This is a genomic window from Micromonospora sp. CA-240977 (assembly GCF_050942285.1).
Taxonomy (GTDB): Bacteria; Actinomycetota; Actinomycetes; order Mycobacteriales; family Micromonosporaceae; genus Micromonospora.
This window is the reverse complement of the sequence record NZ_CP192055.1, coordinates 6,685,322-6,707,302: the sequence shown is the minus strand read 5'-3', so window position 1 is coordinate 6,707,302 and position 21,981 is coordinate 6,685,322. Positions and strand designations below refer to the sequence as shown.

Here is a 21,981-nt window from a genome sequence, read left to right as displayed (position 1 = left end):
TCTCCTTCTTAAGGGAGGGTCGGGGCCCGTCCGGCGGGCGCCGCCCGGCACGGGAGGTGCTCCCGTGCCGGGCGGCGGTGGTCGTTCCGGCGGGTACTGCGGCGTCGGTCAGCTGATGCCGGCTTCGGCGCAGAACTTGGCGTACGCGTCGGCGCAGATCTGCTCCTTGGTCACGTAGCCGTCGGCGACGACGTCCTTGACGTTGTCCTTGTAGATGGCCTTCGGGGTGAGCAGCACCGAGGGGACGTCGCGATTGCCCTCCGGGTCCTTCACCGTCTGGCCGGTGTCCTTCTTCTCGCCCTTGGCCACTGCGATGGCCAGGTCGGACGCGGCCTTGGCCTCTTCCCGGACGGCCTTGTAGACGGTCATGCACTGGTCACCGGCGAGGATGTTCTGCAGGCCCTCCACGCTGGCGTCCTGGCCGGTCACCGGCACCTTGCCGTTGAGCTTGTTCTTCTTCAGGATCGAGATGGCGGCGTTGCCGAGAGTGTCGTTGGCGGCCAGCACGCCGTCGATCTTGCCCTTGGTCGCGGTGAGCTGCTGCTCGAAGATGGTCGCGGCGGTGGGGCCGTCCCAGCCCGGCACGGCGTCGTCCGGGCCCTTGGTGTACTCCTTGGAGTCGAACTTCGGCTTGAGTACCGAGTCGTAGCCGGCCTTGAACAGGGTGGCGTTGTTGTCGGTGGGGGAGCCGTTCAGGTACGCCACGACGGGGTTCTTGGCGTTCTTCTCAGTCAGGCACTTCGACAGACCCTCGCCCTGGAGCTTGCCGACGACCTCGTTGTCGAAGCTGACGTAGTACTGGGCCGAGCCGCCCAGGGTGAGCCGGTCGTAGTCGATGGTGGCGACGCCCTGCGACTTGGCCTTGTCGAGCACGGCCTTGCCGGTGCCGGAGTCCAGGTTGACGATCATGAGGGCGGTGACGCCGCCAGTGATCATCTGGTCGGCGATGGTCTGGAATGCGGCCTTGTCGTTCTGGGCGTTCTGGATGTCGTACTGGACGCCGGCGGCCTTGAACGCCTCCTCCAGGAAGCGACGGTCCGCCGTCTCCCAGCGGGGGGAGGACTTGCTGTCCGGAAGGATCACGCCGATCTTGGGAGTCTTCTTGGAGTCGGCCGAGCCGTTGCCGGAGTCGTCGCTACAGGCGGTCAAGCCGCCGGTCGCGAGCAGGCCCACGGCGGCGATGGTGAGGATCCCCTTACGCATGTGCAGGGTCCTTTCGGAGGTGGGGGAGGTGTTGTTTTGTTGTGTCCGGCAACGTATTTCGCGTCACACCGGCTCCACAAGACCGCGCAGGTGCCAAGTTTGTTGGGGGCGATAACAATTCAGCAACGCGACTGTTACTCAGTGGGTATCCCACGGTGGAGTCGACGTAACGAGAGTCGTCAGCGGGTCTGCAACGGCGCGGTGCGGGCGTCGGTCAACGCCACCAGATCCGCCGCGGCCAGTTCGAGTTGCAGACCACGCCGACCAGCCGAAACGTAGATCGTCGGCAGGTCCAGCGCGGATTGGTCCAGCACTGTTGGCAACCGCCGACGCTGCCCCAGCGGGCTGATCCCACCGCGTACGTAGCCGGTGGCCCGCTCCGCGACCACCCGGTCGGCCAGCGCCGCCCGCTTGCCACCGACCGCCGCCGCCAGCGCCTTGAGGTCCAGTTCGCCGGTGACCGGAACGACCGCCACGGTGAGCGCGCCGTCGACCTCGGTCACCAGCGACTTGAACACCCGCTCCGGCGCCACGCCGAGCGCCACCGCCACCAACGCGCCGTAGTTCGGGGCGTCCGGCGACACGCGGTACGGATGGGTGCGATGCGCGATGCCGCGCTTGACCAACAGTGCCGTTGCCGGAGTGCCCTGTCCTGCCACCCCGCCGACGCTAGTCGACCGGCCGACCGATCAGCACCGTCGGTGCGCCGGCGACCCGGGTGAGCACCAGGCTCGCCGCCTCACCACCGGCCAGCCGCAGGTCCCGCCGAAGCTGCTCCGGCGTGAGCGCGGAACCCCGCTTCAGGATCTCCACCCGGCCCACCCGGCGGTCCCGCAGCAGCGCCCGCAGGCGCTTGAGCGAGAACGGCAACACGTCGGTGATCTCCAGGCAGCGTGCGTACGGGGTGCGGGTCGGCTGGTCGGCGTAGAGGTAGGCGATGCTCGGGTCGCCGAGGGTGGCGTCCAGCTCGCCGGCCAGTTCGGCGACGAGGTGTGCGCGGACCACCGCCGGGTCCGGGTCGTACAGGTAGCGCCGGGGTGGCCCGACCGACGCCTCGTCGGCACCCGAGCCGGTGAGCTGGTGGCGACGGGTCTCGACGCCCTGCTGCCGGTAGAGCGTCGCGCGGCGGGGCACCTCCGCCAGCTCACCACACCAGAGCGCGGCCTCCACCAGGTCGCCGTCCACGCCCACCCACTCCGCCTCCGCGCCCGCCGGAATGAGCGCGTGGTCCAGGCCCGGCGCCACCTTCACCACGGTGCGCGGCACCCGCTCGGCCAGCCCGGTGACGAAGTCCCACGGTGGCGAGTAGGCGCGCGGGTCGAAGATCCGTCGTCCGGTGCCGGTGGCGCGGCGGGCCGGGTCGCAGAAGACCCCGTCGACGCGGGAGACGTCGAACGCTGTGGCATCGCCGCACTCGACGGTGAACAGCTCGGCCAGCCCGGCCGCCTCGGCGTTGGCGGCGGCCATCGCGGCGGTCACCGGGTCGGCCTCCACCCCGTACACCCGGATGCCGGCGCGGGCGGCGGCCAGCGCGTCCGCGCCGAGGCCGCAGCCGAGGTCGGCCAGGGTGCGGACGCCGGCCGCGGACAGCCGGGCGGCCCGACGATCGGCGACCACCCGGCGGGTGGCCTGTTCCAGCCCGGCGCGGGTGAGGAACATCCCGGCGGCGGCCGGACCGAACTTGCCGACCGCCCGGTGCCGCAGCTCGGCCTGGGTGAGCGCCGCCGCGGCCAGCGTCGGCGGCACCCCGGCCGCCCGCAGCGCCGACGCCGCGGCCAGCGGATCACCGCCGGCCAGCCCGGCCGCCGCCGTGAGCGCGGCCGACCCCTCGGGGGTACGCAGCGCCGCCAGCTGATCGAGATCCACCCGGTCATTGTCCGGGTGGACCCGGAAATCCAGGCTGGCGGGGCGCGACTCGCTGGCACTCTCCTTGACGGAGTGCTAGCCACGGAATAACCTGCGATTAGCACTCTCACCCTGAGGGTGCCAGCTTCCGGGTCTCGCGACCCGGGTGCGCACGCCAGGCGGACCGGCACCCGCGACGACGGTCCCGCCCGGTGGCATGAGGCAGATTGACGCTGGTTGGCCCCGCCGGCCAGCAACGAAACCAGTACCCCAGGAGGGTATGCCCGTGACTACCGCGACCAAGGTTGCGATCAAGCCGCTCGAGGACCGCATCGTGGTCCAGGCGAACGAGGCTGAGACCACCACGGCGTCGGGCATCGTGATCCCCGACACCGCCAAGGAGAAGCCGCAGGAGGGCACTGTCCTCGCTGTGGGCCCGGGGCGCGTCGACGACAACGGCAACCGGGTTCCGGTTGACGTTCAGGTCGGCGACACCGTCCTTTACTCGAAGTACGGCGGCACCGAGGTCAAGTACGCCGGCGAGGAGTACCTGGTGCTCTCCGCCCGCGACGTCCTCGCGGTCATCGAGAAGTAAGCAACCGATCAGTGCCACTGCCCCGGTCCGGCTCGCCGGGCCGGGGCAATGGCGCTTCGAAGGGACATTCATGGCGAAGATCCTGAGCTTCTCGGACGACGCCCGGCACCTGCTGGAGCACGGTGTCAACGCCCTCGCGGACGCGGTCAAGGTCACCCTCGGCCCGCGCGGGCGCAACGTCGTCCTGGACAAGAAATTCGGTGCGCCGACGATCACCAACGATGGTGTGACCATCGCCAAGGAGATCGAGCTCACCAACCCGTACGAGAACCTTGGCGCGCAGCTGGTCAAGGAGGTGGCGACCAAGACCAACGACGTCGCCGGTGACGGCACCACCACCGCGACGGTGCTCGCCCAGGCGATGGTTCGCGAGGGCCTGCGCAACGTGACCGCCGGCACCAACCCGGCCGGCCTCAAGCGGGGCATCGACGCGGCGGCCACCAAGGTCTCCGAGGCGCTGCTCGGCCGTGCCGCGGAGGTCACCAGCAAGGAGTCGATCGCGAACGTGGCGACGATCTCCGCGCAGGACGCCACGATCGGCGATCTGATCGCCGAGGCGATGGAGCGGGTCGGCCGCGACGGTGTCATCACCGTCGAGGAAGGCTCCATGCTCACCACCGAGCTGGACGTGACCGAGGGTCTCCAGTTCGACAAGGGCTTCATCTCGCCGAACTTCGTCACCGACCTGGAGAGCCAGGAGTCCGTCCTTGAGGACGCGTACATCCTGGTCACCACCCAGAAGATCTCGGCGATCGAAGAGCTGCTGCCGCTGCTGGAGAAGGTCCTGCAGAACAGCAAGCCCCTGCTGATCATCGCCGAGGACGTGGACGGCCAGGCGCTCTCCACCCTGGTGGTCAACTCGCTGCGCAAGACCCTCAAGGTCTGCGCGGTCAAGGCCCCCGGCTTCGGTGACCGGCGCAAGGCGATGCTCCAGGACATCGCGATCTCCACGGGCGCCGAGCTGGTCGCCCCGGAGCTGGGCTACAAGATCGACCAGGTCGGCCTGGAGGTGCTCGGCACCGCTCGGCGCATCGTGGTCGACAAGGAGAACACCACGATCGTCGACGGTGGCGGCCAGAAGGCCGACGTCGCCGACCGGGTGGCCCAGATCCGCAAGGAGATCGAGGCCTCCGACTCCGACTGGGACCGGGAGAAGCTGGCCGAGCGGCTGGCGAAGCTCTCCGGTGGCATCGCCGTCATCAAGGCTGGCGCGGCGACCGAGGTCGAGATGAAGGAGCGCAAGCACCGCATCGAGGACGCCATCGCGGCGACCAAGGCTGCGGTCGAGGAGGGCACCGTGCCCGGCGGCGGCGCCGCCCTGGTGCAGATCCTCTCGGTGCTCGACGACGACCTGGGCTTCACCGGTGACGAGAAGGTCGGCGTCTCGGTCGTGCGCAAGGCGCTCGTCGAGCCGCTGCGCTGGATCGCCCAGAACGCCGGTCACGACGGTTACGTCGTCACGCAGAAGGTCGCCGACCTGAAGTGGGGCAACGGCCTCGACGCCGCCAAGGGCGAGTACGTCGACCTGGTCAAGGCCGGCATCATCGACCCGGTGAAGGTGACCCGCAACGCGGTCACCAACGCCGCCTCGATCGCCGGTCTGCTGCTCACCACGGAGAGCCTCGTGGTGGAGAAGCCGGAGCAGGCCGAGCCGGCCGCCGCCGGTGGCGGCCACGGTCACGGCCACCAGCACGGCCCGGGCTTCTGACCCGGTAGCGACACCCGTTGCGGGGCGCACCGTCGTACGACGGTGCGCCCCGCTTCGTCTGCTCAGGTCATTACCGAACGCTGACGTTGTTGGCTGCCGGGCAGGATGATCGCGCACACTGGGCCGATGAGCACCACGTCGCGGCGGTACGCCGCGCTGGCCGGAGTGACAGCCGCCGCCGTCGCGATCGGAATCGCCGAACCGGTGGCAGTGTTTACCGGCCCCCGGTCGGCTCCTCTGGTCGCTGTCGGCGGGGTGGTCGTCGACGCCGTCCCCGAGTCGCTGAAGCAGTTCGCCATCGACCTCTTCGGCACCGCCGACAAGATCGCACTGCTGATCGGCACCGGTCTGCTGCTCGGAGCGTTCGCCGCGCTGTTCGGCATGTTGGCGGTCCGCCGGCTGGCGCTCGGCCTTGCCGGCATCGCCGCGTTCGGGGTCATCGGCGTGGTCGCCGCCCTGACCCGCTCCGGTGCGGACGCGGCCGACGCGCTGCCGTCGCTCGTCGGTGCCGGGCTCGGCGCCCTGGTGCTCTGGTTGTTCATCGCCGGACCGTTCGAGCTGAACCCGTGGCCCTGGTCACCACCCACACCCGCCGCTGGTCCGGTGTCGACCGGCGGTCCGGTGTCGCCGGCTGGTCCGGTGTCGCCGGTGTCCCCGGCTGGTCCGGTGCCGGTGTCGCCGGCTGGTCCGGTGCCGGTGTCGCCGGCTGGTCCGGTGCCGGTGTCCCCGGCGGGTCCGGTGCCGGTGACTCCCGCCGGGCCGGCGGCGGCGGTCGAGCCGGCCGGGCCAGCCGGAGTGGACCCGGAATCGCGGCGGCGGTTCCTCACCGGCAGCGGGGTGCTGCTCGGCGCCGCCTTGGTTGCCGGTCTCGGTGGACGTTGGCTGGCCGGCCGGCGCGGAGTGTCCGCCGCCCGGGACGCGATCCGACTGCCCGCGCCGGTGGCCCCCGCACCGGCCGTGCCGGCCGGCGCGGACCTCGCACTGACGCAACTCGCGCCGTTCGTCACCCCGAACTTCGGGTTCTACCGGATCGACACCGCGCTTGTCGTGCCGCAGGTGGATCCGGACACCTGGCGGCTGCGCATCCACGGGCGGGTCGGCACCGAGCGCACCTACAGCTACGCGGATCTGCTGGCCCGTCCGCTGGTCGAGCGGTACGTCACGTTGGCCTGCGTCTCCAACGAGGTGGGCGGGGACCTGATCGGCAACGCCCGCTGGCTCGGCGTACCCCTTCGGGAGTTGCTGGACGAGGTCGACCCGGAGGACGATGCCGACCAGGTCGTCGGTCGGTCGGTCGACGGCTGGACCTGCGGCACCCCCACCGCCGCCCTGCGCGACGGACGGGACGCGCTGTTGGCGGTCGGCATGAACGGCGAGCCACTGCCGGTCGAGCACGGCTTCCCGGTCCGGATGGTGGTGCCCGGCCTCTACGGTTACGTGTCAGCCTGCAAATGGGTGACCGAGCTGGAGCTGACCCGGTTCGCCGACTTCGACGCGTACTGGGTGCCGCGCGGCTGGTCCGCCCAGGGGCCGATCAAGACCCAGTCGCGGATCGACGCCCCCCGGAGTCGGAACCGGCTGACCACCGGCCCGGTCACCGTCGCCGGTGTGGCCTGGGCGCAGCACCGGGGCATCAGCCGGGTCGAGGTACGCGTCGACGGCGGAGACTGGCAGCAGGCGGAACTGGCCCCGACGGTGTCGGTGGACACCTGGGTGCAGTGGTCCTGGCGGTGGGACGCCACGCCGGGCGAGCACCGCCTCCAGGTCCGTGCGACGGACGCGACAGGCGACACCCAGACCGAGCGTACGCAGGACGTCGCCCCGGACGGCGCCACCGGCTGGCACACCGTCACCGTCACCGTTCGCTGACCGCCCACACCCGACGACGACCGCCCACGATCTCCGACCGGAGTACGCAGCCTGCCGTATCCGGGATGACGTCGCCGGGCGGACGTGGACCGGACCGTAGCGGGACAGGGTGAAGCCATGACTGTTACCGCACGGACGTTCACCATCGCCGGCCTCGTCGTCGGCGCCGCGGGCATCGGCGTGCTGTGGGCCGCCGGGGTCGAGTTCCCCATCGCCGTACCGCCCGGCATGATCATCCTGTTGGCTGGCGCCCTCTTCGTCGCGCTCGCGCCGTGGCGCTGGTCGCCGGCGGTGGGCGCGCTGCTGGGCCTCTTCGTGGCAGTCGGGTTCGTGATCAGCCCGACCGGGGTGGACAACCTGCTCGGGCGGCACGGGGCCGACGTGGCGACCGGACAGGCGATCCAACTGGTCGGGGTGCTGACCGCTCTGGTCGCCGGGGCGCTCGCCACCAACGCCGCCCGTCGGATGCCTCAGCGTCACCGATCCGGGGGGCTCGGGGCCACTCGCTGAGGTCGTCGGCGAGCAAATCGGTCAGCAGGGCGTCCCAAGCGGGCGGAGGAACGTGGCACCGACCGCCTGCACCTCACCTGCACCCCCACCGGCCGCGAGATCTTGGACAGTTTCCGTTAGCCGCTGACGGAAACTGTCCAAGATCTCCGAAGAACCGCCGCGGGAGGCCGGGGTGCCGGTGGCCGACGACGCGTCGCGCCAGCCCCACAACCCACCGGCCTGGCCGGGTACGCCACTGGCCGGCACCCCGGGGTGTGGGGTGCCGGCCAGCGGTCGGTGTTCAGCCGGTGGGGGTCAGCTGTTCCAGTACTGGCCGACCAGGTCGGTGGCCTGCTGCTCCCACTGGGCGTACGCGTCCGGGTAGGCGGACACCTGCACGGTCTGCGCGGCCTCGGTCAACGGCATGTCCTGCCAACCGTCGACCTGCGTGAGGCCCTTGAGGAACGCCGTCGTCGAGTAAGCCGGGTCAGTGATCTGCTCCGGAGTACCCCAACCCGAGCTCGGGCGCTGCTGGAACAGGCCCAACGAGTCGTGGTCGTTGCTGTCACCCAGATGACCCAGGTTCTCCAACTTCGACTCCTGCAGGCTCGTCGCGATCGAGATGACCGCGGCGCGCTCGGGCAGGCCGGCCTTCTTCGTCGCGGCGATGATCGCCTTCACGTTGGCCGTCTGCTCACCGTTCAGGGGAATCCGGGACTGGTCGCCCTGCGGCTTCGGTGCACTGGTCTGCACCGTGGCCGCGACGGGCTTGGCGTCGACCGGGTTGGCGTGGGCGGCGATCGGACCGGCGAACACACCACCGGCGAACGCGAGACCAGCAACGGACAGGACACTCTTACGCATGATCGTGTTCATGGGGGTAGCTCCTTCGGGGGTAGGAACACCCAAACCACTGACCGGGGGGCCGGCGGCACGGGTGTGAGCACCTCGTCCGGCGCTGCACAAAACAGGGGGGAAAGTCTGGAGGGGTGGGCGACTGGTAAGCCGGAAGGCTCACGACGCCCAAAATTGCGGCGACCTCACAAGCGGGTGGCTCGCGCCAGGGTCGGCGACCTAAAAGCGGGGGGCTCGTGCCAAGGTCGGCGAGCGGCGGGTTCCGGTGCCTGGTTCGGCGGCCGGTGAGCGAGGGCTTGTGGTGCCGGGTCCAGGTGTAACGACCGGCGGGCCGGGGTCATTCCCGGGGGCGGCCCATCCATCGGCACCCTCGCGGAAGCGGTGACCGGGTGGTCGTTCGTGGGGACTGTAACGACCGGACCGTAGCCCGCATTCCAACCCCGCTGGGCGGGGCGGCGAGCCGGTGGTGCTGCGATCGTCAGGGTATGTAACGACCCCGGCCCGGCCATGATTCCGGGCCACGGGTGTGTCCGGTCACAGGCCAGAGGTCTCGAAACCCGACAAACCTCCCGCCACTGCGGCAAGTTTGCCCCAGCGGACTCGCCCACGGCGGCGCTTCCCGGACCGGTGACGCGAAACCGCGCCCCCGAACCCGGTGACGTGAAACCGCGCCCCCGAACCCGGTGACGCGAAACCGCGCCCCCGAACCGGGGGCGCGGTTTCGCGAAAAGTCGGGGACGTCAGGCGACGTGGCGTTGGGCCGGGACGGTCGACTTGTGTGGGCGGCCCAGGCGGGCCTCCAGTCGTGCGACGTCGACCCGGGCGTGCCGGCGGTCGGCCAGGTCCTCCCAGCCGACGGCGAGCAGTCGGAGCCGTTCCGACTCGCTGAAACCGCCCCAGACGCCGTAGGGCTCGCGTACCGACAGCGCGTGCGCGGCGCATTCGGCGCGTACCGGGCAGGCGCGGCAGACTGCCTTGGCGGCCGACTCGCGACGGAGTCGGGAGGAACCTCGCTCGCCGTCGGGGTGGAAGAACTGGGCACTGTCCCGGCCTCGGCAGGCACCGAGTCGCTGCCAGTCCCAGAGATCGACGATGGGTCCGGGCAGTCTACGTACGTTCGACATCAGCACCCCTCCTCCCGCGCGGCTCCGCGAGAATCCATGTGGCCGGCATCCGGGCGGCGGGCCGCGCAGGCGCACCGTTCCCGGCCTGGACCTCCCGGTACCCGGACTGTTGTCGACTCACACGTCTGTGATCGAAAACGTCCTAGAAATTGCGGCTTTTGCCCTAACTGTCGGAAAAGTTCGAAGGATTGCCGGGAACCCCCTCCCCAGCGGACCCCGTCATGGTCTGCTCGTTGGCGGAGAGGAGACCACAGTGCGTACCGTTCTTGTGTGCGTTCGGACACCACTCGCGGCCCAGCACCTTACTTCTGCTGCCGCGCGGCTGGGGTTGTCCGCAATCGTTCGTACCGCCGTCTCCGATCCTGAGGTGATGCTGCGGCTCGCCGAGCGACCGGCTGACGTGGTGCTTGCCGACACGGCCCTCACCCGGCCGGACAGCGCTGGCTTCGTCCGTCGGGTGCTGGCCCGTGCGCCGCAGGCCGCGGTGCTGCTGCTCGGCACCGAGGAGTCCGAGGCCGCGGCGGCCACCATCAGCGCTGGTGCCCGGGGTCTCATCCAGAATGTCGACCACGACCTGACCAGCGCGGTGGCGAAGGCGCTGCTGCTGCTCACCGCCCCCGGGCGGGCGTCGCGGCAGCGGATCACCGATCCGGCCCGGGACACCGCGGCGGTGGGCGGTTCGGGTCGCTCGGGGCCGTCACCGCGGGGCGCCGGCGACCCCGGCTGGGCGGCCACGCCCGGCGAGGGGCAGGCGGGTGTGCCGTCGGTGCCGGTGCAGCGGGGTGACGACGAGGCCGAGTCGGCGACCGGCGAGTCGGCGGACCAGGCCGACCCGGCCCGGCCCGCCCCGAACGCCCGGCCCAGTCGGGCGGCGATCGGGCTCACCGAGCGCGAGCTTCAGGTGCTGCTCGGGATGGCCGAGGGCAAGAGCAACGCGGAGATCGGCCGGGAGTTGTTCGTGTCGGAGGACACCGTCAAGACGCACGCCCGCCGGTTGTTCCGCAAGCTTGGCGCTCGGGACCGGGCGCACGCGGTGGCGGCGGGATTCCGGGCCGGCCTGGTCGCCTGAGACGGGCCGCCGTCACTCGGTGGCGGTCGGGGCGCCCGGCTCGTCGTCGGTGCCCTCGGTCAGGGTGTCGTGCACCCCGTCCGCGTACCCCCGGGCGTAGTCCCAGGTCACGTAGTGGTCCGGGTCGGGGTCGTACGCGGGCTCGTGCACCCGGGGCCGACCGGAGTTGAGCAGGTGCCGGAGGTTGCCGCGGAGCAGGTCCCAGTCGAAGTAGTGCGGCTCCCGGCAGTCCTCGCATTCGATGACCAGCCCACGGACCCCGATCGGGGCCAGCAGAGCCTGGTAGATCTCCAGGTCGGCGAGGTCTTCCAGCACATCCTGCCGCTCGACGTCGGTCAGCGGATCCGGCGTCGCGTCATCGCCCGGGTCGTCCAGACTCGCGGTCGGATCGGCCGGGTCGCCGTTGAACGGGTCGATGGGCTCGTCGTGCACCCCCTCACCGTAGACCCAACGCGGCGCGAACGTCCGCCCCCCGGCCTCCGCGCCGGCTCGGCCCGCCACGGACGGGTCGCCCAGCTCACTGGGTACGATGAGGCGACGTGCCGGCACCGTGGCGCGCTCCGGTGCCCGCCCGCGCCACCTCGCTGAAGCCCATCCGAGCAGCTCAGGGGAGCAATCGTGGAAAATTCGCCCAGCACCGATCTTCCGGCCGGCGTCGAGCACGCCGACCTGGGCGGCCACCTGCCCGAGCTGCCGGCCGGCTCTGCCCGGGTGGTTCCGCTCGGCCTCACCTTCGACGACGTGCTGTTGCAGCCGGGCGAGTCGGACGTGGTGCCCAGCCGGGTCAACACCCGGACGAAGCTCACCCGCAACATCGAGCTGTCCATTCCGCTGCTGTCCAGCGCGATGGACACGGTGACCGAGGCCCGGATGGCGATCGCCATGGCCCGCCAGGGTGGCATCGGCGTGTTGCACCGCAACCTCTCCCTGGAGGACCAGGCGCTCCAGGTCGACCTGGTCAAGCGGTCCGAGTCCGGCATGATCACCAACCCGGTGACCGCGAGCCCGGACGACACGCTGCGCGAGGTCGACGAGCTGTGCGGGCGTTACCGCATCTCCGGCGTGCCGGTGGTGGACGGCGACGGCCAGTTGGTCGGCATCGTCACCAACCGGGACATGCGGTTCGTCTCGGAGCCGAACACTCCGGTCCGCGAGATCATGACCCACACCCCGTTGGTCACCGCCCGGGTCGGCGTGAGCAAGGACGACGCGCTGGCGCTGCTGCGTCAGCACAAGGTCGAGAAGCTGCCGATCGTCGACGACTCGGGCCGGCTGCGCGGCCTGATCACCGTCAAGGACTTCACGAAGAGCGAGCAGTACCCGGACGCCAGCAAGGACGACGCCGGCCGCCTCCGGGTCGCCGCCGCCATCGGTGTGGGCGAGGACGCGTACAAGCGGGCCCGTGCCCTTGTCGACGCGGGCGTCGACGTGCTGATCGTGGACACCGCGCATGGTCACCAGCGGGCCGTGCTGGACATGGTTCGCCGGCTCAAGGCCGACGTCACTGTCGACATCATGGGCGGCAACGTGGCCACGTACGCCGGCGCGAAGGCGCTTGTCGACGCCGGCGCCGACGGTGTGAAGGTGGGCGTGGGGCCGGGCGCGATCTGCACCACCCGGATCGTCGCCGGGGTCGGCGTGCCGCAGGTGACCGCGATCATGGAGGCGGCTCGGGCCGCCCGCCCGGCCGGTGTGCCGGTGATCGGCGACGGCGGCATCCAGTATTCCGGCGACATCGCCAAGGCTCTGGTGGCTGGCGCCGACACGGTGATGCTCGGCAGCCTGCTGGCCGGCTGCGAGGAGAGCCCCGGCGAGCTGATTTTCGTCAACGGCAAGCAGTTCAAGACGTACCGCGGGATGGGCTCGCTCGGCGCGATGCAGTCCCGGGGCCAGGCCAAGTCGTACAGCAAGGACCGCTACTTCCAGCAGGACGTGCTCAGCGACGACAAGCTGGTCCCGGAGGGCGTGGAGGGTCAGGTGCCCTACCGGGGTCCGCTCTCCCGGGTGGCCCACCAGTTGGTCGGCGGGTTGCGACTGGCAATGGGATACGCCGGTGCGGAGAACATCCCCGATCTGCACCGTCGGGGCCAGCTCATCCGGATCACCGCGGCGGGGCTGAAGGAGAGCCACCCGCACGACATCCAGATGACCGTCGAGGCGCCCAACTACCACACCCGCTGACCCAACACCCCCAACCACCTGGAGTCCCCCATGCGTGACGTGGTCGAGATCGGGCTGGGCAAGACCGCGCAGCGCGGCTACCACCTGGACGACATCGCCATCGTGCCGAGCCGCCGCACCCGGGACGTCGACGACGTGTCGACCTCCTGGCAGCTCGACGCGTACCCGTTCGGCATTCCGTGCGTCGGCCACCCCTCCGACGCCACAATGAGCCCGTCGTCGGCGGTGCGGCTCGGTCAGCTCGGCGGTCTCGGCGTGCTCAACGTCGAGGGTCTGTGGACCCGCTACGAGAACCCGACGAAGGTGCTTGACGAACTGGCCGGCCTCGATGAGGACGCCCGCGCCACCAAGCGGCTCCAGGAGGTGTACGCGGAGCCGATCCGCCCGGACCTGATCGCCGAGCGGGTCCGTGAGCTGCGCGCCGGTGGCGGCACGGTGGCGGTGCGGGTCTCTCCGCAGCACACCCTGGCGCTGGCCCCGGTCATCCTGGACGCCGGGGTGGACATCCTGGTCATCCAGGGCACCATCGTCTCGGCTGAGCACGTGTCGACCACCGACGAGCCGTTGAACCTCAAGGAGTTCATCGCCGACCTCGACCTGCCGGTGATCGTCGGTGGCTGCACTGACTACAAGACCGCGCTGCACCTGATGCGCACCGGCGCGGCCGGTGTGATCGTGGGCATCGGTGGCGACGAGTGGTCGACGACCGAGTCGGTGCTGGGCATCCGGGTGCCGATGGCCTCGGCGATCGCCGACGCCGCGGCGGCCCGTCGCGACTATCTCGACGAGACCGGCGGCCGGTACGTGCACCTGATCGCCGACGGTGACATCCAGACGTCGGGCGACATCGCCAAGGCGCTGGGTTGCGGCGCGGACGCGGTGATGCTCGGTGAGCCGCTGTCGCTCTGCGAGGAGGCGCCCGCCGGTGGCGCCTGGTGGCACTCGGCGGCGAGTCACCCGTCGCTGCCGCGGGGCGCGTTCGAGGTGGCCGGTGACCCGCTCGGGTCGATGGAGGAGCTGCTCTTCGGTCCGGCGGACGAGGCCGACGGTCAGCTCAACCTGTTCGGTGGGCTGCGTCGGGCGATGGCCAAGTGCGGTTACCGCGACCTGAAGGAGTTCCAGAAGGTCGGCCTGGTCCTCGACCGCTGACCCTTCCCACAGACGCCGGAGGGCCGGCCCCGCCTGGTGCGGGGTCGGCCCTCGTCGCGTTGCGCCACGAGTCCCGCAAACTGCCGATACCGGTCGCAGGGTCGGCGGCGCTGGCTACGCTCGTCCTGACCCGGGGACCCGCGGGAGGAGTGTGCATGGTCCGGACCGGACGGTCGCCCGCCGGCATCCGGCTGGCCGCCGCGCTGAGCTGCGTCATCGGGCTGGTGGTCACCGGTTGTACGGGCGAGCACCGGGACGGGTTCCGGCCCGGTGCGGCCGACGCCGGTGACCCGTACGTGCCGGGGCGCGGCAACGGTGGTTACGACGTCACCCACTACGGCCTGGACGTCCGCTACGACCCGTCGACCGACCGGCTCACCGGTCGAGCCGTCATCACCGCCACTGCCACCCAGGACCTGTCCCGGTTCAATCTGGACCTGGCCGGCCTGAACGTGAGCGCTGTCCGGATGGGCGACGCGCGGGCCGACCACCGCCGCGACGACGGCGAGTTGGTGGTGACGCCGCGCCACGGGCTCCCCCGTGGTCAGCAGTTCACAGTGACCGTCGACTACGCGGGCGTGCCCACCGCCGTCGTGGACGGGGCGTTGGGCAGTGGCGGCTTCCTGCACACCGCCGACGGCGCTGTCGCGCTCGGCCAACCCGACTCGGCCGCCACCTGGTTCCCGGTCAACGACCACCCGTCGGACAAGGCCAGCTACGACCTGGCGGTGACCGTCCCGGACGGCCTGGCCGCGTTGAGTAACGGGGTGCCCGGGCCGAAGAGCAGCGCCGACGGCTGGACCACCTGGCGCTGGTCGGAGCGCACCCCGATGGCCAGTTACCTGACCACGCTGGTGATCGGCGACTACCGGGTGGTGACCGGCACGCACGCCGGTCGGCCGATGGTCACCGCGGTGGCGGCGAGCCTGCCCCCGGCCGGCGGCGCGGCCAGCTCACTGGCCCGCACCGGTGCGATCGCCGACTTCCTGGCCAGTCGCTTCGGCCCGTACCCGTTCGACTCGTACGGCGGGATCGTGGTCGCCGACGACCGGGTCGGGTACGCGCTGGAGACCCAGTCCCGCCCGGTGTACGGGCCCGCGTTCTTCACCGACGACCGCCCCAACCCGAGTGTCGTCGCGCACGAGTTGGCGCACCAGTGGTTCGGCGACAGCGTGTCGGTGAGCCGGTGGAGCGACATCTGGCTGAACGAGGGCTTCGCCAGCTACGCCGAGTGGCTGTGGGAGGAACACGACGGCGGCCGGACCGTCCAGCGCAACTTCGAGCTCCAGTACGCGGCGACCGACTGGTCGCAGCCGTCGGTCGAGCCGGGCCGGGAGCGGATGTTCGGCACTGCCGTCTACAAGCGCGGGGCGCTGGCCGTGCACGCGTTGCGCCGGACCGTCGGTGACGACACGTTCTTCCGCATCCTGCGGACCTGGACCACCGAGCGGGCGACGGCCAACGCGACCACCGCGGACCTCGTCGCGCTTGCCGAGCGGGTGGCGGGTCGACAGCTCCGACCGCTCTTCGACGCCTGGTTGGTGGGTGGCTCCGCGCCCACACTGCCGTGACGGAGCCGTGATGGCCTGTCGATATGCTGCCGCCTGCGATCGGCGGGGAAACACCCGCTCGCGCGGGGCGGCGTGAGCCGTCACCGCCACCGTACGGGGGAGGGTGTGGGATGCGGGTGACGCGACGCAGACTGCGGATGGGCTCGGCTCTGCTGGTGACCGGGGCTCTCGCACTGTCGGGATGCGACTCGACAGGCACGGAGGCGGCACCGTCGCCGAGCGCCGCCCCCACGCCGTCGCGGACGTTCACCGCGGGCGCGCCGGGGGCCGGCGACGCCTACTTCCCGAGCTACGGCAACGGCGGCTACGACGTCGCGCGGTACGTGGTCAAGGTGCGCTACGACCCGGCGAAGGACCAACTGACCGGTACGACGACAGTGCAGGCCACCGCGACGGCCGACCTGTCGACGTTCAACCTCGACCTCGCCGGGCTGACCGTCACCGCGGTCACAGTGGACGGCGCGCCGGCGACGCACCGCCGGGAGCGGAACGAGTTGGTGGTCAAGCCGGCCTCGGGCCTGATCAACGGCAACGGGTTCGTCGCGGAGGTCGCCTACTCGGGCGTGCCGAAGCCGCTGAAGAACGACACCCTCGGTGATGGTGGTTTCCTGCACACCCCCGACGGTGCCATCGCGCTGGGGCAGCCCGAGTCGGCAAGCACCTGGTTCCCGGTCAACGACCACCCGTCCGACAAGGCGGCGTACGACTTCGAGATCACCGTTCCGGACGGTCTCACCGCGGTCAGCAACGGCGTTCCCGGCGGGAAGGCCAGCACCGCGGGGTGGACCACCTGGAAGTGGTCGGAGAAGTCGCCGATGGCCAGCTACCTGAGCACGCTGGTGATCGGCGACTTCCGGATCACCACTGCCACGCACCGGGGGAAGCCGGTCTACAGCGCTGTCGCGATCGCGGCAAACGGTTCCGCCGATTCGTCGATCGCGGAGACGACGAAGGTCGCCGACTACCTGGAGACCGTGTTCGGGCCGTACCCGTTCGACGCGTACGGCGGTGTGGTGGTCGCGGACAGCCGGATCTCGTACGCGCTGGAGACGCAGAGCCGCCCGGTCTACGCGGCGAGTTTCTTCGCTGGTGGCGAGAACACCGAGGTGGTCGCCCACGAGCTGGCGCACCAGTGGTTCGGGGACAGCGTCTCCCTGGGCAAGTGGGAGGACATCTGGCTCAACGAGGGCTTCGCGACGTACGCGGAGTGGCTCTGGGCCGAGCACACCAAGAAGTCAACTGCCGAGGAGGCGTTCGACAGCCAGTACGCCAGGTCCTCGGCGAAGGTGTGGAAGACGCCGCCGGGCAAGCCGGGGGCGAAGGAGCTGTTCAGCGAGTCGGTCTACCAGCGTGGTGCGATGACGCTGCACGCCCTGCGGGTGTCCGTTGGCGACAAGGCGTTCTTCGAGATCGTCAAGACCTGGGCGGCGGAGAAGCACAACGGCACCGCCACCACTGCGGAGTTCGTGGCGCTCGCCGAACGCATCTCCGGCAGGCAGCTCGACGCGGTGTTCGACGACTGGCTCTACGGCACCAGGAAGCCGGCCCTGCCCAAGCGGCTTTAGGGCCTGTTTCATAAGGACTGGCCGGCCTGCGGCGGGCCCGGACGACGACCGGCGGCGTTGCGGTTTCGCCCGGATACGACACCGGTATCCGGACGAAACCGCGCCTTGCCGGATCGCCGCCCGGACTCCGCCTCGGCTCGACCGCCCTTATGAAATAGGCCCTGACCGCTGTCAGTTCTTGACGACCAGGTTGGGGTGGGCGGCCAGGTAGGCGTCGGCGCGGCCGGCGCGCAGTTCGGTGAGGAACTTCCGGCCGTCGCCGGTCAGCTGCTCGCCGCGGTAGGCACTGCCCTTGCCGACACCGGAACCGGGCAGGCCGACGAGCGTGAAGCGGTTCTCCGGCAGCCCACTCAGCGCGTACGCGATGTCCACGATCCGCCGCCCGCCCACGTAGACGAGGGTGTCGCCGAGGGCGGCGACGACCTGGTCGACCCGCTCGGGTTGCCGGGCCAGGCCCTCGTCCAGGATCTTGCGGGTCATGGCCCGGATCAGCTGCTGCTGGTGACGCTGCCGGGCGTAGTCACCGCCGGTGATGTAGCGCTGCCGCGCGTAGTCCAGCGCCTGCCAGCCGTTGAGGTGCTGCTCGCCCTTCTCGTAGATTTGCTGCGGCCCCTTGTAGCCGCCGGGCGCGCTCTCCCGGTACTTGCCGTCCGGTCGGCGGTGCAGCGAGGCGACCCGCTGATCGACGTAGATGTCCACGCCGCCCAGCGCGTTGACCAGCCGGTCGAACCCGTTGAAGGTGAGCACCGCGCCGGCGTCGATGCGCAGCCCGGTGTATCCGCTGACAGTGCTGCGCAGCAGCTCGTACCCCTGGGCGGTGCTTGGTTGTTTGGGTTTGCCCGGCACCCGGCTGCCGAAGCTCATCGCGTGGGTGAGCTTGGTCTTGCCGCCCTTGTAGTCGGCCTTCGGGAACGCCGGGATGTCGACAAGCAGGTCGCGGGGGAGGGAGAAGAGGTACGCCTGGCCCAACCCCTTTGGTACGTGCAGCACCAGCACCGCGTCCCCGTGCGGCTCCCATCCGGGCACGCTGACCCGGGTGTCCACACCGACAAGCAGCAGGTTGAGCGGGCCGGTGATGTCGGCGCCCGGTGGTGGGCCGCTGGGGCTCGGGGTGGGCGTCCCGATCGGCGTCGGCGTCGGCGTCGGCGAGCCGGCCAGCGGCGTGCCGCCCGGCTTGCTGTCGCCGGTCAACCGGGTGATCACCACCGCGCCGGCAGCGATCAGCGCGACGGCGGCGAGGGCCGTCAACCCCAGCAGCAACCACCGTCGGCGCGGTGCCATCGACCCGAGGATCATCCTGGATTCCTTCCACCCGTCTGGTGAACAACGCTCCGACGGGTGCTCCGGGTTGCGGCCGGAAGGCGCCGGGTCGGTCGGCCGGAGCATGATCGCGCGAAACTGCCGCTGGCGCGAGCGCTACTCGCGAGTAATGATGCGTCCATGCGGTACGACGTGGTCGTCATCGGGTCCGGCTTCGGCGGCAGTGTCACAGCGCTCCGGCTGGCCGAGAAGGGCTACTCCGTCGCCGTGCTGGAAGCGGGCCGGCGTTTCACCGACGACGAGTTCCCGCAGACGTCCTGGCGGGCACGCCGCTTCCTCTGGGCGCCGAAGCTCGGCTGCTACGGCATCCAGCGGCTCACCCTGCTCCGCCCGGCCGACCGAGGGTCCGGCGGCGGCGTGCTGGTGCTGTCCGGCGCCGGGGTGGGTGGCGGCTCACTGGTCTACGCGAACACCCTCTACGAGCCGCTGCCGGCCTTCTACGCCGACCCGCAGTGGCGGGACATCACCGACTGGCGCGCCGAGCTGGCCCGCCACTTCGACCAGGCGAAACGGATGCTCGGCGTCACCACGTACCCCCTGGACACCGGCGCGGACCGGGCCATGCGGGCGGTGGCCGAGCGGATGGGGGTGGGGCACACCTTCCACGCCACGCCGGTGGGTGTGCACATCGGCCGGCCCGGCCAACGGGTCGCCGACCCGTACTTCGGCGGCGCCGGCCCGGAGCGCACCGGCTGCCTGCACTGCGGCTCGTGCATGACCGGCTGCCGGCACGGGGCGAAGAACACGCTTGTCAAGAACTACCTCTGGCTGGCCGAGCGGCTCGGGGCGACGGTGCTCCCGCTGACCACGGTGACCGCCGTCCGTCCGGCCGGCGAGGGCGGGTACGAGGTGCGCACCGAGCGCACGGGCGCCTGGCTGCGCAGGCGGCGGCAGGTGATCCACGCCGACCAGGTGGTGTTCGCCGCCGGGGCGCTCGGCACCCAACGGCTGCTGCACGCCATGCGGGCCGACGACGTGCTACCCGGGCTCTCGCCCCGCCTCGGCGAGCTGACCCGGACCAACTCGGAGGCGATCCTGGGCGCCTCGGTGCCCCGCCAGCGGGCCCGCGCCGAACGCCTGGACTACACCGAGGGGGTGGCCATCACCAGCTCGTTCCACCCCGACCCGCAGACCCACATCGAGCCGGTCCGCTACGGGCGCGGCTCCAACGCGATGGGGCTGCTCCAGTCGCTGCTCGTCGACGGCGGTCCGCACCGGGTGCGGCGCTGGCTGGGCAGCCTGGTGCGGCAACCGGGGCTGGCGGCCCGGATGCTGTCGGTGCGTGGCTGGTCGGAACGGACGGTGATCGCCCTGGTGATGCAGTCGGTGGACAACTCGCTGACCACCCGGTGGCGGCGGGGGGTGTTCGGCCGTCGGCTGGTCACCGGCCCGGGGCACGGCACGCCGAGCCCGACCTGGATCCCCGCCGGCAACACCGCGGCCCGGCTGCTCGCCGAGGAGATCGGCGGCACCGCCGGCGGCTCGCTCACCGAGCCGTTCGACATCCCGGTGACCGCGCACATCCTGGGCGGGGCGGTGATCGGGGCGACGCCGGCCGACGGGGTGATCGACCCCTGGCACCGGGTGTACGGGCACCCGGGGCTGCACGTGGTGGACGGCGCGGCGGTCTCGGCCAACCTCGGCGTGAACCCCTCGTTGACGATCACCGCGCAGGCGGAACGGGCGATGTCCTTCTGGCCCAACCGGGGCGAGGAGGACCCCCGGCCGACGCTCGGGTCCCCGTACCGCCGGCTGGCGCCAGTGCCCCCGCACCACCCGGCGGTGCCGACGGACGCCCCGGGCGCGTTGCGTCAGTGAGCCCGGCCGGGCGAGCCGGTGCCGGGGGCGGTCGTGACTGTCGGTAGGCTTTGCGCACATGAGCCTGCCTCGCCCCGTCCTCGTGGTGGACTTCGGAGCCCAGTACGCCCAGCTCATCGCGCGCCGGGTTCGCGAGGCGAAGGTCTACTCCGAGATCGTGCCGCACTCGATGCCGATCGCCGAGATGCTGGCGAAGAACCCCGCCGCGATCATCCTCTCCGGTGGCCCGGCCAGCGTCTACGCGCCGGACGCGCCGCAGATCGACGCCGGCGTGTTCACCGCCGACGTGCCGGTCTTCGGCATCTGCTACGGCTTCCAGGCGATGGCCCAGGCGCTCGGCGGCACTGTCGCGAGGACCGGCAACCGGGAGTACGGCGGCACGCCGCTGCGCCCCCGCCTGCTCGACCCCGGTGTGCTGCTGCGCGACCTGCCGGCGGACCTGCCGGTCTGGATGAGCCACGGCGACGCCGTCACCGACGCGCCCGAGGGCTTCACGGTGACCGCCGAGTCGGCCGGCGCTCCGGTGGCCGCCTTCGAGGACCTGGCCGGGCGGCGGGCCGGCGTGCAGTTCCACCCGGAGGTCGGGCACACCGCGCACGGCCAGGAGATGCTGACCCGCTTCCTGTACGACATCGCCGGCATCGAGCCGACCTGGACGCCCGAGAACATCATCGACGAGCAGGTTGCCCGGATCCGGGCCCAGGTCGGTGACAAGGAGGTCATCTGCGGCCTCTCCGGCGGGGTGGACTCGGCGGTCGCCGCCGCGCTCGTGCACAAGGCGGTCGGTGACCAGCTCACCTGCGTCTTCGTCGACCACGGTCTGCTGCGCGCCGGTGAGGCCGAGCAGGTGGAGAAGGACTACGTGGCCGCCACCGGCATCAAGCTGAAGGTGGTCGACGCCACCGACCGGTTCCTCGGCGCGCTGGCCGACGTGACCGACCCGGAGCAGAAGCGCAAGATCATCGGTCGCGAGTTCATCCGGGTCTTCGAGGCCGCCGCCCGCGAGATCGCCTCGCACGGCGACGTCGAGTTCCTGGTCCAGGGCACCCTCTACCCCGACGTGGTGGAGTCCGGTGGCGGCACCGGCACCGCCAACATCAAGAGCCACCACAACGTCGGCGGTCTGCCGGAGGACCTGAAGTTCGCGCTCGTCGAGCCGCTGCGCACCCTGTTCAAGGACGAGGTCCGCGCGCTCGGCCTGGAGTTGGGCCTGCCCGAGGCCATGGTCTGGCGGCACCCGTTCCCGGGCCCCGGCCTGGCCATCCGGATCATCGGCGCGGTCAACCAGGAGCGCCTCGACCTGCTCCGCGAGGCCGACCTGATCGCCCGCGAGGAGTTGACAGCCGCCGGCCTGGACCGGGGCGTCTGGCAGTTCCCGGTGGTGCTGCTCGCCGACGTGCGCAGCGTCGGTGTGCAGGGAGACGGGCGCAGCTACGGGCACCCCGTGGTGCTGCGCCCCGTCTCCAGCGAGGACGCGATGACCGCCGACTGGTCACGGCTGCCCTACGAGGTCGTGGCCCGGATCTCCACCCGGATCACCAACGAGGTCGCCGAGGTCAACCGGGTGGTGCTGGACGTGACGAGCAAGCCGCCGGGCACCATCGAGTGGGAGTGAGCGCC

Annotated in this window: 18 protein-coding genes; 11 read left to right on the top strand and 7 right to left on the bottom strand. The window is 71.2% G+C overall.

Annotated features, from left to right (window positions below):
* Positions 1-108 precede the first annotated feature (108 nt).
* The 3 genes from ACQPWW_RS30420 to ACQPWW_RS30410 form a co-directional block, all read right to left on the bottom strand.
* Positions 109-1,203 carry a sugar ABC transporter substrate-binding protein gene (locus ACQPWW_RS30420; RefSeq protein WP_433127269.1) on the bottom strand — a complete coding sequence of 365 codons (1,095 nt, stop codon included), beginning with the start codon at positions 1,201-1,203 and terminating at the stop codon, positions 109-111.
* A 179-nt stretch (positions 1,204-1,382) separates the two neighbouring features.
* The gene (gene ybaK / locus ACQPWW_RS30415) at positions 1,383-1,862 is read right to left on the bottom strand and encodes a Cys-tRNA(Pro) deacylase (RefSeq protein WP_433127268.1); all 480 of its coding nucleotides are present in this window, start codon (positions 1,860-1,862) and stop codon (positions 1,383-1,385) included.
* A 10-nt stretch (positions 1,863-1,872) separates the two neighbouring features.
* Positions 1,873-3,069 (bottom strand): THUMP-like domain-containing protein, encoded by a 1,197-nt coding sequence (locus tag ACQPWW_RS30410; RefSeq protein ID WP_433127267.1) that lies wholly within the window; start codon positions 3,067-3,069, stop codon positions 1,873-1,875.
* 259 nt (positions 3,070-3,328) lie between these two features.
* Here ACQPWW_RS30410 and groES point away from each other — a divergent pair, with 259 nt between their 5' ends.
* The 4 genes from groES (at position 3,329) to ACQPWW_RS30390 (ending at position 7,730) form a co-directional block, all read left to right on the top strand.
* Positions 3,329-3,643, top strand: coding sequence for a co-chaperone GroES (groES, locus tag ACQPWW_RS30405; protein ID WP_030330046.1), 315 nt, complete (start codon positions 3,329-3,331; stop codon positions 3,641-3,643).
* A gap of 70 nt (positions 3,644-3,713) precedes the next feature.
* Positions 3,714-5,351 carry a chaperonin GroEL gene (gene groL, locus ACQPWW_RS30400; RefSeq protein ID WP_433127266.1) on the top strand — a complete coding sequence of 546 codons (1,638 nt, stop codon included), beginning with the start codon at positions 3,714-3,716 and terminating at the stop codon, positions 5,349-5,351.
* Between the two features lie 126 nt (positions 5,352-5,477).
* Positions 5,478-7,220: a molybdopterin-dependent oxidoreductase gene (locus ACQPWW_RS30395; RefSeq protein WP_433127265.1), complete on the top strand. Its 1,743-nt coding sequence runs from the start codon at positions 5,478-5,480 to the stop codon at positions 7,218-7,220.
* A 117-nt stretch (positions 7,221-7,337) separates the two neighbouring features.
* Positions 7,338-7,730 (top strand): hypothetical protein, encoded by a 393-nt coding sequence (locus ACQPWW_RS30390; protein WP_433127264.1) that lies wholly within the window; start codon positions 7,338-7,340, stop codon positions 7,728-7,730.
* A gap of 294 nt (positions 7,731-8,024) precedes the next feature.
* On the opposite strand, the gene ACQPWW_RS30385 is transcribed toward ACQPWW_RS30390, so the two are convergent.
* Positions 8,025-8,585: a hypothetical protein gene (locus ACQPWW_RS30385; protein ID WP_433127263.1), complete on the bottom strand. Its 561-nt coding sequence runs from the start codon at positions 8,583-8,585 to the stop codon at positions 8,025-8,027.
* 719 nt (positions 8,586-9,304) lie between these two features.
* Positions 9,305-9,688 (bottom strand): WhiB family transcriptional regulator, encoded by a 384-nt coding sequence (locus ACQPWW_RS30380; RefSeq protein WP_355032435.1) that lies wholly within the window; start codon positions 9,686-9,688, stop codon positions 9,305-9,307.
* 253 nt (positions 9,689-9,941) lie between these two features.
* Here ACQPWW_RS30380 and ACQPWW_RS30375 point away from each other — a divergent pair, with 253 nt between their 5' ends.
* Positions 9,942-10,757 (top strand): LuxR C-terminal-related transcriptional regulator, encoded by an 816-nt coding sequence (locus ACQPWW_RS30375; RefSeq protein WP_433127262.1) that lies wholly within the window; start codon positions 9,942-9,944, stop codon positions 10,755-10,757.
* Positions 10,758-10,769: 12 nt separating this feature from the next.
* On the opposite strand, the gene ACQPWW_RS30370 is transcribed toward ACQPWW_RS30375, so the two are convergent.
* The gene (locus tag ACQPWW_RS30370; RefSeq protein WP_433127261.1) at positions 10,770-11,189 is read right to left on the bottom strand and encodes a DUF5319 domain-containing protein; all 420 of its coding nucleotides are present in this window, start codon (positions 11,187-11,189) and stop codon (positions 10,770-10,772) included.
* Between the two features lie 186 nt (positions 11,190-11,375).
* On the opposite strand from ACQPWW_RS30370, the gene guaB reads away from it, so the two are divergent.
* From guaB to ACQPWW_RS30350, 4 genes are all read left to right on the top strand, one after another.
* The gene (gene guaB, locus ACQPWW_RS30365) at positions 11,376-12,938 is read left to right on the top strand and encodes an IMP dehydrogenase (protein WP_091406429.1); all 1,563 of its coding nucleotides are present in this window, start codon (positions 11,376-11,378) and stop codon (positions 12,936-12,938) included.
* A gap of 30 nt (positions 12,939-12,968) precedes the next feature.
* Positions 12,969-14,087, top strand: a complete 1,119-nt coding sequence (locus tag ACQPWW_RS30360; protein WP_357814469.1) for a GuaB3 family IMP dehydrogenase-related protein — start codon at positions 12,969-12,971, stop codon at positions 14,085-14,087.
* Positions 14,088-14,242: 155 nt separating this feature from the next.
* The gene (locus ACQPWW_RS30355) at positions 14,243-15,658 is read left to right on the top strand and encodes a M1 family metallopeptidase (RefSeq protein WP_433127260.1); all 1,416 of its coding nucleotides are present in this window, start codon (positions 14,243-14,245) and stop codon (positions 15,656-15,658) included.
* 110 nt (positions 15,659-15,768) lie between these two features.
* On the top strand, positions 15,769-17,223 hold the full coding sequence (locus ACQPWW_RS30350) for a M1 family metallopeptidase (RefSeq protein WP_433127259.1): 1,455 nt from the start codon (positions 15,769-15,771) through the stop codon (positions 17,221-17,223).
* A gap of 171 nt (positions 17,224-17,394) precedes the next feature.
* On the opposite strand, the gene ACQPWW_RS30345 is transcribed toward ACQPWW_RS30350, so the two are convergent.
* Positions 17,395-18,504 (bottom strand): LCP family protein, encoded by a 1,110-nt coding sequence (locus tag ACQPWW_RS30345; RefSeq protein WP_433127258.1) that lies wholly within the window; start codon positions 18,502-18,504, stop codon positions 17,395-17,397.
* A gap of 159 nt (positions 18,505-18,663) precedes the next feature.
* Between ACQPWW_RS30345 and ACQPWW_RS30340 the strand changes: the two genes are divergently transcribed.
* Both ACQPWW_RS30340 and guaA read left to right on the top strand, forming a co-directional pair.
* A complete protein-coding gene (locus ACQPWW_RS30340; RefSeq protein WP_433127257.1) occupies positions 18,664-20,361 on the top strand; it encodes an FAD-dependent oxidoreductase in 1,698 nt (565 codons plus the stop codon).
* Between the two features lie 58 nt (positions 20,362-20,419).
* Positions 20,420-21,976: a glutamine-hydrolyzing GMP synthase gene (gene guaA / locus ACQPWW_RS30335; RefSeq protein WP_433127256.1), complete on the top strand. Its 1,557-nt coding sequence runs from the start codon at positions 20,420-20,422 to the stop codon at positions 21,974-21,976.
* Positions 21,977-21,981: the final 5 nt, after the last annotated feature.